We start from the raw sequence: 13,022 nt of genomic DNA on the forward strand, positions 1-13,022 counted from the left end.
GGCAACGCGGAAGGAATGCAGGACTTATGCAAAAATAAAAAATAATAACCTTCTGGAACTTTAAGAAAATGGCAGGTACAGGAACCACTGGCAAACTGTGAAAATGCCGGAATGGATTCAAACCCGCATAGTTTCATTATGAATCATTTGCAAAAAACCGTGTAAGAGCTACATCTTGTCAAACACAAAAAACCCGCTGCCAGAGCGGGTTCTAAAAATTGAATGTTGGATAGTGACCCGGATTTGACAGATTTCAAACCGCGCATGGAATGATTTGATACTGTTATCCGATTTCTAGCATGACGTCCATCACCTTTAGTCAATTTCATCCCCTCTGCGGAAGCCAATTCGGGGCCTTGGTTCCTGAGGAGGTGGATTGATCAACTTCTCCAATGCTGAATATACCTCTTCGAACTGTGCATCATATAGGCTTCTCATCTCCATCAGTATCTCCATGATCTCTTTGTAGTTAGAAGCAACTTTTCGTAATGCTACAAACGTCCGGATTATCGCTATATTCATTTCCACAGCGGCCTTGCTTTTAAGCACACTCGATAGCATGGCTACCCCTGTTTCCGTAAATGCAAAGGGATTGGCGCCACCCAGGTATTTCCTGTGTGGTATCACATTTTGTGATACCACTGCAGCTATCTCATCCTCAGTTAGTTCGAACATAAAATCATCGGCCGGGAATCTTTCTATATTCCTTCTGACCGCTTGCTTTAAAGTCCTTGTTTCCACCCCGTACAATTCCGCCAGGTGTACATCAAGGATTACTTTTTCGTTGCGTAGAACGACTATTTTTTGGAGAATTGCCTTCTCGACTATCGTTACTGTATTTTTTTCTTCTGTCATAAGATTGGTTTTTGAAGTGTGTCAATTGCAGCGCTATAATGGCGGTAGGCAATTTTAATTATTGTTCAATAAATTGGGAGGAGAGAGCAAGAAGGTATTCAAAATTAGTTAAAATATTGGCTTTGAATTTTCAAAAAGTTTACTGATTCTGGATTATTTACGCCAAACGTATTCAAACCGGGAACCCGGTAGTTATGAGGACTTTACAGATAGCGTGACTTAAGAAGCGAAAGGTTCAAACACAAAGAACCCGCTACCAGAGCGGGTTCTAAAAATTGAATGTTGGATAGTGACCCGGATTGGACAGATTTCAAACCGGATTTGGGAAGATTTTAAGCCTTTGGTCGGCATCTTCATTGGCGAAAACATAATATAAAAATGCATTGTATGCTTATGTATTTTGTATTATCTTTAATGCATGAAAAAGAAACATCTTGCCTGTTTATTTCTCCTCATCCAATTGCTGGCGTCAGAACAGACATTGCCTTGCAGCATGTTCAAGATCACCTTATATGGAAAAACGATGGTCGGCAACAACGAAGATGCCTGGCGGGTGAATTCCTGCATCTGGTTCGAGACAGGCCGGCAAGGGCACTATGGCGCTGCCTATGTAGGTCATAATGACGGTTTTCCACAAGGAGGTATGAACGAAGCGGGGCTGGTCTTCGACGGTTTCGCCGTATACCCCCGGACCTTACATCCTCAGACCGGAAGAATGAAGACGGGTGCTGCCGGTGATTTTCTCAAAGGTATATTGCAAAAATGCGCCACCGTGGAACAAGTACGGGACTATGTCAATCGGTATGACAGGAGCATTTTTAATAACAGCATGCTCCTGTTCGTCGATAAGGCGGGAAATTATCTCGTCGTGGAAGTCGATACGACCATCATTGGCCTGAACGCAACCTATGTTCTGTCCAATTTCTGCCCATCCCTCACACCTGACCCCAGCCAGGTCACCATCGGCCGCTATAGAAGAGGAATAGCGTTCTTACAGCACCAGGAAGATACAAGCCTTTCTTTTTGCCGGGCCATGATGGACACCATGCATGAATGCAGAAAAAGGCTAGGCGACGGCACTACCTATACTTCTATTTATGACTTGAATGCAGGGTTGATTAACCTGTATTTTTATCATGACTACGGGCATACCACCTCTTTTAACCTGCAACAGGAACTTGCAAAAGGAGACCATTCTTTTCTCATGAGCTCCCTTTTTCCTCCCAATGCGGAATACATTCGTTATCTAGGTTTTAAAACACCGTTTAACAATCCCATTCTGAATATAGCGCTGCAGGCACTCCGGCTGGGGCTTCTGCTAACACTGCTTTGCCTTCTCCTGCTCACACGCTCCGCCTCCCTTAAGATAAGACTGCCTTTGGGCCTCCTGAACCTGGGATTGATCTACTATATCAGCAACCTCCTTTCAAATAAGGCGATCTTTTATTTTGATGCTCCTTATTCGGAGGACGGGAAATTCCTGCTTAACCTGTCTTCTTATTTTCCGCTCACGCTGTTGTTGTTGTTCATTCCGCTTATAGTCATGACCGTCCGGACCCTGCGATCCGGGCATTGGGGAAGATCCGGAAAGACTATCCTGACGACAAATATATTTTGCTACGGCTTCTTGCTCCTGCTTTTCGCCTATTGGGGATTGTATGTTTAATAATAAGCCCTTACCACCAAAAATTGCAGGAAAAGAACCCCTGTCAAACGATGAAAATACCGGAATGGATTCAAACCCGCATAGCTTCATTATGAATCATTTGCAAAAGGCCTTGTAAGAGGGACTTTTTGTCAAACAAAAAAAAACCGCTGCCAAAGCGGGTCTAAAAATTGTGTGCCAAAATGTGACCCGGAAATTGGACGGATTTCAAACCAGGTATTGAACGACTTGGAATTTTTGTCTGGAAAAATGGGTTACTTTGAGATCGTATAGAATACCGTATCAATAAAAAATAGCGTGTTGGAATTGACAATGATGTTTTCGTCATGCATATCTTCAAGGATCAATCCAAGGTCCTCATTGAAATAATCATTTCTCTTAGTGTTATTGAAACCATTGAATGCCAATAGTTTTTTAACATCATCCAAATCGACTGGAGCATCAGATGTAATAAATGGTTGCTTCAATACTGCTACGAGATTGCCTTCATTTTCAGCGAAACCCAAAAAATCATACGCTGTTTCTTCAAATAGGAGATTGTGAATAACGAGGCTGTTGAAGAACTCCAACCAGGTTGCGTAATAGACGGCGTCATTCATTTTTATAACATTCCGCCGATCCGAGGCAAAATAAATCTTGGCTTCCCCGCCTCGTGTTAGAAAAGTCTCTTCACCCGGCAACTCACGTACCCACCAATTTCTGAGTGAACAGTGGTGTCTTAAGAATTCGGCCTGCTCCTCTTTAACACGGGACTGACCTTCGAAATCTTTTTTAACCGTTGTACTTGTTCTAAAGCTTGCGCATAGGAGATTTCGGGCTGCAGTGCAATTATTTTCTTTTCCCTTAAGGACAGTTCCTTTAACGATATCAGTAAGTCTTTTTCGGGTATCATCGTCGATGAACATTTGATGCAAAAATAAATAAAAACAATCTACCTTCAAATTTGCTTATTCTACTGAAAACCAACTATATAATACGTTGTGCAATCGGCAAGAAGATAGACAATGAGAATTTTATCGTGGATTTGGCTTCGATGCCGCACCTGTTGATGGCTGGCGCTACGGGTCAGGGGAAATCGGTGGGGTTGAATGCCTTGTGTATCGAGATGGACAACCGGTATGACCTGTTGAAGGAGGCGAATGTCCGGAACATCAAGGAATACAATGAAAAATTCATCAAACGGAGGTTGAGTCCCCAGAAGGGGCATCAGTACCTGCCTTTTATGATGCTGGTGGTGGATGAGTTTGCGGACCTGATCATGACGGCGGGTAAGGAGGTTGAAATGCCGATTGTACGACTAGCAGCATCGGCACGTGAAGTCGGAATACATCTGATAATTGCTACAAATCGTCCGTCTCCTGAAATTCTTACAAGAAATGTAGGACGTAATTTCCCGGCTCGGGCATCATTTAAAGTCGCTTTCGAAGAAGATTCGATGGCCATTCTAAACGATGGCGGAGCCGAAAAGCTAGAAGGTAGCGGAGATATGCTCATTTCATACGATGGCGCAATCACTCGTGTGCAGTGCGCTTTTCCTAACACTTCTGAGGTGGAAGCGATCACCCAGTTCATCGGTGAGCAGCGTGGATATCCAGAGGCATATAAATTGCCGGAGTATGTGGATGAGAAGGAAGCGGAGGCCCGGGAGCTCGATCTGGTTGACAGGGATCCATCGTTCGAGGAGGCGGCCAGTCTGATCGTACAGAATCAACTGGGATCTACCTCTCTTCTGCAGCGCAGGATGCAGTTGGGATATAACCGGGCAGGCAGACTGATGGATCAGCTGGATGCGGCGGGAGTGGTGGGGCCGGGAATGGGCGGTAAGCCGCGAAATGTGCTGATCAAAAGCGAAATAGAACTAGAACAATATTTACATCCATAACAATAACTTGTCTATTTGGGTAGGTGGTTTGAATTACCATAATGTTGATCCAGTTGGATTCAAACTATCCAGCGTTTGATTATTAAAAGTTTACAATATTCATGAGAGTTGCAAAAAAACAAAAAGCCCTCAAGCTCATTGATTTGAAGACTTTAATTTGTTTTGCGACCCGGATTGGATTGCCTCCGGCGATCCGTACTCCTGCGAGGGCCTTACCCGAAGCCTCCCGGTCCGCTATAGAACTTCGTCGTAGCTATCGCTCCTCCTCGTTCGTACCCTTCGCTTTACTCGGGTACCCGCGGCTTTTTTGCTTGTCCGCGCCTGCGAGCGAGCTCGCGCGCTCCCAAACAAAAAAAGCCAGGCAGACTTCGTCTGGTCGGCTTCGTGACCCGGATTGGATACTTTTCAAACCATTTTCTAAATAATTTAAGGTTAATCGTAAATCTAAATGATTGGCAATCAAGCTGCTGAAATTTAAACGCGCGGTCACCCTTGTTAAACATTTCGCCGATCATTCGCTGCAAGAGGACGCGATAGCGTCCGAACCTAGAAGGGACAGCTTCTGCGCGTGGCTCTATTCAGCCCTTAAGGATTTTATGGGGTTAGCGAGGGCCGCGCGGAAAGTCTGAATACTGACCGTCAACAGGGCAATCGCGAGGGCGACGGCGCCGGCCACGAGGAAGATCCACCAGCTGATCTCCGTACGATAGGCAAACGTCTCGAGCCATTTGTACATAGCCCACCACGCGGCGGGGAAGGCGATGAGCGCAGCGATCCCGACAAGCATGGTGAAGTCCCTGCTGAGAAGGCCGACGATAGCACTGACGCGGGCGCCGAGGACCTTGCGGATCCCGATCTCTTTTGTGCGTTGCTCGGCGGCATAGGTAACGAGGCCGAAGAGGCCGAGGCAGGCGATGAAGATGGCGAAGATCGCGAAGGTGATGAAGATCTGGCCGCGCTGCTGCTCGGTGTGATAGAGCTTGTTGAAATCATCATCCATGAACGTATAGTCGAACGGGATATCTGGCCTGATGGCGTGAAACTTGGCTTCTACCTGACGGACGAGGCCGAAGACGTCATTGGTTTGAAATCGGGCGGCGACGGCGCCAAAGTCCTGATCGTACCGTGTATTTACATTGAGGACGAGGGGGTGGATGGCATCGTGCATGGAATTGTAGTTGAAATCCTTTACGACGCCGATCACGTGAAAAACGCTCTGTTCGATTTTTTCTTTGGTCGACCGCCACAGCTGCATATTTAGCGGATCCTTCATGTCGAGCTGTCGCGCCGCCGCTTCATTGATGATGACCGCGGTCGAGTCGGTGGGGAATCGGGCCAGATCAAAGTTACGGCCTTTGACGATCTTCATGCCGAGGGTAGGAACATAATGATCGTCGACCCAAAGGGTCGTCATTGACGATCCCTTCCCGCCAGAAGCATCGCGGAACCAACCTGGGGTGGCATACCGGCCGCCACCGACGGTAGGAAGGTGGGAAGTGATCGTTGCGTCGGAGATGCCGCCGAGGGCGAGGAGTTCTTTACGGAATGTTTGGGCGCCATCCGGACCCAAAATCCCGGTGCTATGAACGACGAGTACCTGGTCGCGGTTGAACCCAACCTCCTTATTGCGGATATAATTCAACTGGCGGTAGATGACGATGGTGCAGACGATCAGGCCGATGGAGATAATGAACTGAAATGTCACAAGGACGCTGCGGAGCGCGCTGCTCTTCATCCCTGCGGTCATTTTGCCTTTGAGCACTTTGCTGGGCTGGAAGGAGGACAGGTAGAAGGCGGGATAGCTGCCGGCGAGGAAGCCTACGACGAGGGCGAGGGCGGCGAGGATGGGCAGGAAGCGGGCGGAGAAGAGCATGCCGGATTGGAGCTGTTTGGTGGCGAGGTTGTTGAATAACGGCAGGAGCAATCGAGCGATCCCGAGAGCGAGGACCAGCGAGACGAGGCTTAGCAGTATTGACTCGGTGAGGAACTGGGCAACGAGGTGGCCCCGAGTGGACCCCGCAACTTTGCGGATGCCGACTTCCTTTGCCCGGCTGGCACTGCGGGCGGTGCTGAGGTTCATGAAGTTGACGCAGGCGATCCCGAGGATGAGGACGGCGATGATGGAAAAAATATAGATGTAGGTGACACTGCTGTTGGGCTCGATCTCGCTATCCAGGTTGGAGTGCAGGTGGATATCGGTGACTGCCATAATGGGGTATCGGAAATGGTTACCCGACTTCGTCAGCTCATCGACGGAGACGTGAAACTGTTGCTGGACCACGCGGCTCACGTTGGTATAGGCCGTCCGGGTGACGTCTTTCTGGACTTCCGAGGCGGTGGTGCCAGGCTGGACCAGGACATAAGTATAGAAGTCATTGGTGAGCCAGGAGTCATCATTGGGGGCAAACGAGGCATCGCGGAATGGCAGGATAAAACTGAAGTGGAAATGGGATTGTTCGGGCATGTCACGGATGACTCCGGTGACCTTGCGGAGGGTATTGTCGTTGCCTACTTCGAGGGTGCGGCCGACAACATCAGTGCTGTTGAAGTAGCGGCGGGCGGCGCTTTCGTCGATGACGATGGAATGGGGATTATTAAGGGCGGTATTGGGGTCGCCGGCGATAAATGGGAACGTGAAGACCTTGAAGATCGTGCTGTCCGCAAAGACCTTATGATGGTTGAGGACGTAGTCGTTCCCTTTTTTGACCAGGATGTCGCCCGGGCTGTAGAGCCGGACCATCTGCTGGAATTTGGGGTAGGAGGCGACGAGGGCGGGCCCGAGGAATTTTGACGTATGGGCATTGTGGATGGAGGTGTTACTGACGTAAGTGTCGACGCTGATGCGATAAATGCGGTCGGCGTTGACGTTGTAACGGTCGTAACTGAGCTCATCGGTGACGTACAGAACGATGAGAAGACAGACAGCGAGGCCGGAAGCAAGGCCGATAATGTTGAGGGCGGTAAAGCCCTTGCTTTTTCTGAGGCTTCGGATGGCGATCTTGAGATTGTTGCGGAACATGGGATGGTCGGTTTTATGACGAGAAAGGCGGCCAAAGCGTTAGGATGCTCCCAAAAAAGTGCCGGGTTTATAAAGTCTTGAAGACCATTGTTCTGTCAAGGCCTGTGAGAGACAATGATGTTCGGTTCCGATACAGCAATCGTGCAGAAACGAGCATCGGCAGGGGTATGCGCCAGTCATTGTATCGGCAATCTATGTTTCTGCGAACAGCCGTTTTAATGTTCTCGTCTCAACGCGGTAAAGCTCTGCAAGATCTCTATCCAGTACATGCCCCGAAAGAGATTCAAACCGCGAATCATTAGATATGAATTATTTATAGAACATAGATTTCAAGGGCGGAAATATTCAAACACAACAAAACCCGCTGCCAGAGCGGGATCTAAAAATTGAATGTTGGATAGTGACCCGGATTGGACAGATTTCAAACCGGGTATGGGAGGAGTTGAAGCTCCTATCAGGTTTCTAATGTAGCGCCGAATAGCGTCAGTCTCTTTCGTCCGCTCTGCGAAAGCCAATTCGGGGTCTTGGTTCAGTTGGAGGATTTAGCAACTCCTTTAATGCGTCGAGGATCAACTTTATCTCTTCTTCGTGCTTATTCGTCCTGCTATCCTGTTGGAGCATAGCTTTCTCTATCTGTTCCAGTTTGATAAGGAAATCTTTGTGCGTTAAGACCATTTCCCGCAGCCTTGTGAACACCCTAATGATCAAGATATTAATCGATATAGCTCTCTCGCTATTCAGGATGCAGGATAACATGGTGACCCCTTGTTCCGTAAAACAGAAGGGTGCCTACCGTAAACCTTGCCTGTCCTGCCTGGAGGTCACAAATTGTGACCTCCAATTATCCAGTTCTTCCTCGGTCATTTCGAACATAAAATCTGGAGGGAAACGGTCTATATTCCTTCGAACGGCCTGTTTTAATGCTTTCGTCTCAACGCCATACAGTTCTGCCAGGTCTCTGTCCAGCATTACTTTCTGTCCCCGGATGACGTAAATTTTACTAATTACAGCTTCTTCTGCTATTACAATTGGTCTAATCTCCTTTGGCATAAGATAGGTTTTTAGGTGCAGCTATTTGCTATACCTTAATAATTAAAAAAAATCAATTGTTGTTTGTTAATTCGGTCTGGAGGAGGCAGAAGGGCTTCAAAAGTAAAAAAATAAATATCTCAAATTTCGAAAACTTTTTGCTGTCGTTGCCGGCATCAATAACCCCGATTGGATTCAAACCAATGACCCAGTGGAAAGAGGGAAATTACAAATGGAAATTTTAAGATCGGAATGATTTGTCGAAAACGGCAGGTGCGAGAATATGCTCTCTGCTCCATTCGGAAAGCAGCGTCATGACATTCGTGAGGCTCTGCCCCTTGGGGGTAAGCGAATATTCCACTTTGGGGGGCACCTCCGCAAATACGGTTCTTTTTACGATGCCGTCCGCTTCCAATTCCTTTAATTGACGGGACAGCACTTTCAACGCCATTCCGGGAATGATCTTGTGCAGCTCTCCGAAGCGATGGGTCCTCTCCATCAACAGCCAGATAATAATGGGCTTCCATTTGCCTCCGATGACATCGATGGTCGCGGTGATAGGGCACTCGGAAATGCCATGATATTTTTTTTCCATTTTTTATTTCCCCTGATAGTCAGGCTGGATAAAATTACGACAAATTTGTCAATACTATACAATCAGGTAACTACTTGACTTTTATCCAGCATTGGGCCATCTTTGCTTTTCAAACGACTATTATTATGAAGATCATTATCATCGGTGCCGCGGGCACTATTGGAAGGAAAGTTACGGCGGCACTTGAAAAAGAGCACGAGATTGTCCGGGTCGGAGCAAAAAGCGGGGACCTTCGGGCGGATATCACCTCGCCCGCCTCCATTGAAGACCTGTTTAAAAAAGTTGGACCTTTTGACGCCCTTACCAGTACAGCAGGCGATGCGCATTTCGGGCCATTGAATACCATGACGGATAAAGATTTTCGCAAGGGCATCGATAGCAAGTTGATGGGGCAGATCAACCTGGTGCTGATCGGTCAGCACTATATCAGGCCGAAGGGTTCTTTCACGCTTACGTCGGGAAGCGTTGCTGATGACCCAATAAGGCTGGGCGCCAGTTTGAGCGCGATCAATGGGGCGTTGGAAAGTTTTGGCCGGGCTGCAGCACTGGAGTTGGATAATGGCGTGCGCATCAACGTGGTCAGTCCTACCATGGTAGAAGATTCCCCTGCTTATTTTCCGTTTTTTCCGGGACAGGTGCCGGTGACGATGGAAAGGGTAGTCAATGCCTACATCAGGAGTCTTTTGGGCGCCGGGACGGGTCAGGTCATTGCGGTGCGCTAGCCTGGGGTGACCTTCCGGGGTCGAGCACGGTTGGGTGCAGTGAGGCGAAGACATTAATGAGCTTTTAACGAACGGGATGCGTGGGGCAACGGAAAATTTCATGAAATTTATAGAAATCTTATTCATGCGAAATTTTACCAGGCTCCTGCTCTTATCCTGTCTGCTATTCTCCTGCAGCAAGCACAATGATGGTCCTGGCGGGTCTTCCGGGCCTTCGCCAGCGCCGCCCGCGGTACCCGCCGCGCCCCAGACGACAGTCACGGTGACGATTAATGATACGGTAATGAAAATCACTTCGTTGTCCTATAGCCGCTATGGCAGCGGCGAAGGAGGAGGGATGACGATCACGGCCGCCAACGCCTTCCAGAAAGTAATGGCGAAGACCTTCAATTGGTACCAGCGCAGCCCCTGGAGCATGATGTATACGATGGAGGTGAGCTATTTCACCCGGGCGGATAGCCTGGCGGACTGGGGCGAAGACTATACCCGGCCGGCGCCACGGGATGACGAGGTGAGGTATGAGAATTTTCTGCCACTGTCGGACAGTGTGGTGAGGGGCGACTTTTCGGGGACTTTTAATGGCAGCGGCGGGATTGTGAAAGGCGGGGGAAATGGCATCAAAGTGAAGGGAAATTTTAAGCTGGTGTTTATCAAGTAGGCGATCTACGAGGCATAGAACGACTCAAAAACCATTGCTGCGCCGCAGAGGACGACCACCCATCGGTCTTTCCTGCAGAAGAAAAGGATCAACGCGGGCAGGGCGACCGAAGAAAGCACGATGGCCATGATCTTAACCGCCTGGGCGAGTTGTTGCGTCGTGCTGACAGGAATGAGGGGACTGATTTCCTGCGTATGAAGGACATAGAACGCGATCCAATCACAGGCCACTGAAAGTAAGACCATCCCCAGGAGGATCATTGCCACGATCCGTATGTTGTTGTAGGGTTTTTTTGTTTTCATTGAGATGCTATCTCAAATGTAAAGAAATTTATCCTTGATCGTGAGAGCTAATCGAATGAATACACCCAGGTGTGGCTGTAAAATGTTGTTTCAATCCTGGAGACGGTGGTTCTGACAAGATGTATCACGGTGTCATAACTTTTGGTTATTTGCAGCGCTAATCCGTCGCTCCCCAAATCCGCATATTTTCCCCGTATCGGGGGCAAGACGAATGCCGGATCCTGAAACTCAATATCGATTGAGCTGTCCTGGTAGTTTACCGTCCATTTTCCTCCGGTGAATTGTCCGGGAACTTTTTCCGGTGAATCCGGTTTGTACGGCCTGGAAGATTTATATATGATCTTACCGCTGCTGAGCAATGCTGATTCATCTGTGCTGTCCAGCCAATATCTCACTGTGCCATTCCTTTCCAGCTCGAAAACAAGTGCTTTTTCCAGAGCGGTAAAATCCTCGCCGTACGATACGAGGACGGAGTCCTTACAACGTATGGTAATGTTTTTGCCTTGGTATGGGGGCTTCCAGGGGCCGTAAATGAGGCAGCCCAGCGGTGTCAGATTATATCCGCCTCCATGCCCGTCGGGATGCTCCAAAGCCGGATCATAACACGCCGCACATCCCGGCAAAACCATCAGTGAAAGCAAAAGAAGTTTAAAAGTGTGTTTCATGCACACGAAATAAGAGAAAAGCAGCAGGCAGAAATTTGATATTTGTCAATTTTTTAGTAACCTAGTCTGCTTAGTGTCTCCAGTGTGAGACCCAGATAGCTGGCAATGTCCTTACGTGGAACTCTTGCCAGCAGATCGTCTAAATTGGCTTTGAACCATTCGTATTTGTCCCTGGCTTTTAATTTGCGGAGTAAATAGTTCCTGCGCTCGCTTTGGACGTAATGTTCGGTGATCAACTTTCTTCCCACGACATTGAACTCTATGAAGTCCTTATACAGGGATTCCAGTTCATCGTACGTCAAATACCATACGGTGGTCTCTTCCAGTGCCTGAATAAATTCATAGCCCGGGACCCTGTTGAAAAAGCTTTCGACGGAAAGGGCCATGCCGCCTTCTGACAGAAGACCGGAGCAAATTTCAGTTCCATCATCCGTGTAATAGATCCTCACAAGGCCTTTTTCAATAAAATATATGTGATTGGAGGTCTGTGATTCCCTCAGCAGGTAATCTTTCTTTTTGAAAGTCTTTGTCTTAAGTAAGGAGAGCAGTTTTGCTTTGACCAGATCGGTCAGGGGATAAAACTTTTGTAGGAATGCAAAAACCTGTTCGATCATAGATAAGGGTTGTCAGTTATGTAATATTTCTGCTATTATAGCGCATGTGTCTGCGAATATAATTCATCCCGGAGTACATCGGACATCAGCAGCCGCGCCCAGATCCCCGCATACCAGTTGAATGGCGTATGGATGTAAAACCGGCTGTATAACAAAAGACGGGTGCCGCCATTCGGCAAAGGTTCGAGCCTGTATCCGTCCTCTCCCATTTTTATATGATCGCCGCCTATGACGATGTGTTCATCCATGATGGCTTTGGAAATTTTGGAGGGGTCTGTCGTGATCTCCAGGGTCAGCGAGCGACCGGGCTCGATCTTTTTGATGGCCTCCACAAATTCCAGTCCTTTCTCATAGGTAGCAATCCTGGTCCCTCCTACGGCAGGGGTCTGCATCGTTGTGCTCAAATGACGGGGGAACCCCATCAGGCCTGAAAGGGTAGTGCGACGGGGCCCTGCAAGGGTCCGGCTGCCTGCGATCAGCGCATTCCATACCGCACCAGGAGCCGCCCTCAGCTCTATTTGTTTCTCAATGGTCAGCGCTTTGGAGGAGGAAGTGCTATCACCTTCAATGGCTCCGGCCAGGAGGGGGAGTAAAAATAAGAAAGAGATCTTGAGACTGCCGGGCTTTTGCCAATCTTCCTTTTCGAAATCCCAAAGCGCTTTGGCCATCGCACGTCTTTTTTTTCTGTTAAAAGCCATGACACCCCCAAAGCCTGCAAATATGATGATGATGGGAGATGCCATGATCCAGCATATCAAACCTTCGACATTCAACGCAAGGGTGATCGCCATGATGACCATGCAGGGTAACAGCGCCTTGAAGAACGCGCCAGTTGCGGTGTGGTTTTCTTTGTAAGGAAGCAGCAAGACCGTAAGGTATCCCACCAGGAATGGGACGAGGAAGAAAAAGGAAAGGCTCATGATCCCCAAAGAGCCATCGAAGAAATCAAACAGGAGGCGAATGGTCAGTCCATAGAAGGAGGCGAAAAAGACGGATAATAAAAGTTTCATGGTGA

The 13,022-nt window shown here is 48.3% G+C and carries 13 protein-coding genes; 4 read left to right on the top strand and 9 right to left on the bottom strand.

The annotated features are described in order from the left end of the window. Positions 1 to 315 precede the first annotated feature (315 nt). Complete coding sequence (locus Q4E93_RS19345; RefSeq protein WP_303588008.1) at positions 316 to 855, bottom strand: ORF6N domain-containing protein; 540 nt, start codon at positions 853 to 855, stop codon at positions 316 to 318. A 418-nt stretch (positions 856 to 1,273) separates the two neighbouring features. Between Q4E93_RS19345 and Q4E93_RS19350 the strand changes: the two genes are divergently transcribed. Then, positions 1,274 to 2,521, top strand: coding sequence for a C45 family peptidase (locus Q4E93_RS19350; protein WP_303588010.1), 1,248 nt, complete (start codon positions 1,274 to 1,276; stop codon positions 2,519 to 2,521). Between the two features lie 254 nt (positions 2,522 to 2,775). Here Q4E93_RS19350 and Q4E93_RS19355 read toward each other — a convergent pair whose 3' ends face one another. Next, positions 2,776 to 3,426 carry a putative polyvalent protein kinase domain-containing protein gene (locus Q4E93_RS19355; RefSeq protein ID WP_303588011.1) on the bottom strand — a complete coding sequence of 217 codons (651 nt, stop codon included), beginning with the start codon at positions 3,424 to 3,426 and terminating at the stop codon, positions 2,776 to 2,778. A gap of 38 nt (positions 3,427 to 3,464) precedes the next feature. Between Q4E93_RS19355 and Q4E93_RS19360 the strand changes: the two genes are divergently transcribed. Beyond that, positions 3,465 to 4,403 carry an FtsK/SpoIIIE domain-containing protein gene (locus Q4E93_RS19360; RefSeq protein WP_303588013.1) on the top strand — a complete coding sequence of 313 codons (939 nt, stop codon included), beginning with the start codon at positions 3,465 to 3,467 and terminating at the stop codon, positions 4,401 to 4,403. 574 nt (positions 4,404 to 4,977) lie between these two features. Here the strand turns inward: Q4E93_RS19360 and Q4E93_RS19365 are convergent. The 3 genes from Q4E93_RS19365 to Q4E93_RS19375 form a co-directional block, all read right to left on the bottom strand. Further along, the gene (locus tag Q4E93_RS19365; protein WP_303588015.1) at positions 4,978 to 7,422 is read right to left on the bottom strand and encodes an ABC transporter permease; all 2,445 of its coding nucleotides are present in this window, start codon (positions 7,420 to 7,422) and stop codon (positions 4,978 to 4,980) included. A gap of 789 nt (positions 7,423 to 8,211) precedes the next feature. Beyond that, positions 8,212 to 8,472 (bottom strand): ORF6N domain-containing protein, encoded by a 261-nt coding sequence (locus tag Q4E93_RS19370; RefSeq protein WP_303588017.1) that lies wholly within the window; start codon positions 8,470 to 8,472, stop codon positions 8,212 to 8,214. Positions 8,473 to 8,692: 220 nt separating this feature from the next. Further along, a complete protein-coding gene (locus Q4E93_RS19375; protein ID WP_303588019.1) occupies positions 8,693 to 9,046 on the bottom strand; it encodes a winged helix-turn-helix transcriptional regulator in 354 nt (117 codons plus the stop codon). 125 nt (positions 9,047 to 9,171) lie between these two features. Here Q4E93_RS19375 and Q4E93_RS19380 point away from each other — a divergent pair, with 125 nt between their 5' ends. Together Q4E93_RS19380 and Q4E93_RS19385 are read left to right on the top strand one after the other, a co-directional pair. Then, a complete protein-coding gene (locus tag Q4E93_RS19380) occupies positions 9,172 to 9,768 on the top strand; it encodes a short chain dehydrogenase (protein WP_303588021.1) in 597 nt (198 codons plus the stop codon). Between the two features lie 124 nt (positions 9,769 to 9,892). Further along, positions 9,893 to 10,426: a hypothetical protein gene (locus Q4E93_RS19385; RefSeq protein ID WP_303588023.1), complete on the top strand. Its 534-nt coding sequence runs from the start codon at positions 9,893 to 9,895 to the stop codon at positions 10,424 to 10,426. Between the two features lie 5 nt (positions 10,427 to 10,431). Here the strand turns inward: Q4E93_RS19385 and Q4E93_RS19390 are convergent, their stop codons facing one another. The 4 genes from Q4E93_RS19390 to Q4E93_RS19405 are packed head-to-tail and all read right to left on the bottom strand — an operon-like array spanning position 10,432 to position 13,017. Beyond that, a complete protein-coding gene (locus Q4E93_RS19390) occupies positions 10,432 to 10,728 on the bottom strand; it encodes a hypothetical protein (RefSeq protein WP_303588025.1) in 297 nt (98 codons plus the stop codon). Positions 10,729 to 10,775: 47 nt separating this feature from the next. Continuing rightward, positions 10,776 to 11,393 (bottom strand): hypothetical protein, encoded by a 618-nt coding sequence (locus Q4E93_RS19395; RefSeq protein WP_303588027.1) that lies wholly within the window; start codon positions 11,391 to 11,393, stop codon positions 10,776 to 10,778. Positions 11,394 to 11,446: 53 nt separating this feature from the next. After that, positions 11,447 to 12,007: a Crp/Fnr family transcriptional regulator gene (locus tag Q4E93_RS19400; protein WP_303588029.1), complete on the bottom strand. Its 561-nt coding sequence runs from the start codon at positions 12,005 to 12,007 to the stop codon at positions 11,447 to 11,449. Positions 12,008 to 12,042: 35 nt separating this feature from the next. After that, on the bottom strand, positions 12,043 to 13,017 hold the full coding sequence (locus tag Q4E93_RS19405; RefSeq protein ID WP_303588031.1) for an SRPBCC family protein: 975 nt from the start codon (positions 13,015 to 13,017) through the stop codon (positions 12,043 to 12,045). Positions 13,018 to 13,022 lie beyond the last annotated feature (5 nt).

This window comes from Flavitalea plasmicola (genome assembly GCF_030546645.1).
In the GTDB taxonomy this organism is placed as follows: Bacteria; Bacteroidota; Bacteroidia; order Chitinophagales; family Chitinophagaceae; genus Puia.

What these genes read in the sequence shown, in the direction of transcription:
- Q4E93_RS19380 (WP_303588021.1), top strand. Translation starts at nt 9,172, where the DNA reads ATGAAGATCATTATCATCGGTGCCGCGGGCACTATTGGAAGGAAAGTT.
- Q4E93_RS19385 (WP_303588023.1), top strand. Translation starts at nt 9,893, where the DNA reads ATGCGAAATTTTACCAGGCTCCTGCTCTTATCCTGTCTGCTATTCTCC.
- Q4E93_RS19405 (WP_303588031.1), bottom strand. Translation starts at nt 13,017, where the DNA reads ATGAAACTTTTATTATCCGTCTTTTTCGCCTCCTTCTATGGACTGACC.
- Q4E93_RS19375 (WP_303588019.1), bottom strand. Translation starts at nt 9,046, where the DNA reads ATGGAAAAAAAATATCATGGCATTTCCGAGTGCCCTATCACCGCGACC.
- Q4E93_RS19350 (WP_303588010.1), top strand. Translation starts at nt 1,274, where the DNA reads ATGAAAAAGAAACATCTTGCCTGTTTATTTCTCCTCATCCAATTGCTG.
- Q4E93_RS19345 (WP_303588008.1), bottom strand. Translation starts at nt 855, where the DNA reads ATGACAGAAGAAAAAAATACAGTAACGATAGTCGAGAAGGCAATTCTC.
- Q4E93_RS19365 (WP_303588015.1), bottom strand. Translation starts at nt 7,422, where the DNA reads ATGTTCCGCAACAATCTCAAGATCGCCATCCGAAGCCTCAGAAAAAGC.
- Q4E93_RS19390 (WP_303588025.1), bottom strand. Translation starts at nt 10,728, where the DNA reads ATGAAAACAAAAAAACCCTACAACAACATACGGATCGTGGCAATGATC.
- Q4E93_RS19400 (WP_303588029.1), bottom strand. Translation starts at nt 12,007, where the DNA reads ATGATCGAACAGGTTTTTGCATTCCTACAAAAGTTTTATCCCCTGACC.
- Q4E93_RS19370 (WP_303588017.1), bottom strand. Translation starts at nt 8,472, where the DNA reads ATGCCAAAGGAGATTAGACCAATTGTAATAGCAGAAGAAGCTGTAATT.
- Q4E93_RS19355 (WP_303588011.1), bottom strand. Translation starts at nt 3,426, where the DNA reads ATGTTCATCGACGATGATACCCGAAAAAGACTTACTGATATCGTTAAA.
- Q4E93_RS19395 (WP_303588027.1), bottom strand. Translation starts at nt 11,393, where the DNA reads ATGAAACACACTTTTAAACTTCTTTTGCTTTCACTGATGGTTTTGCCG.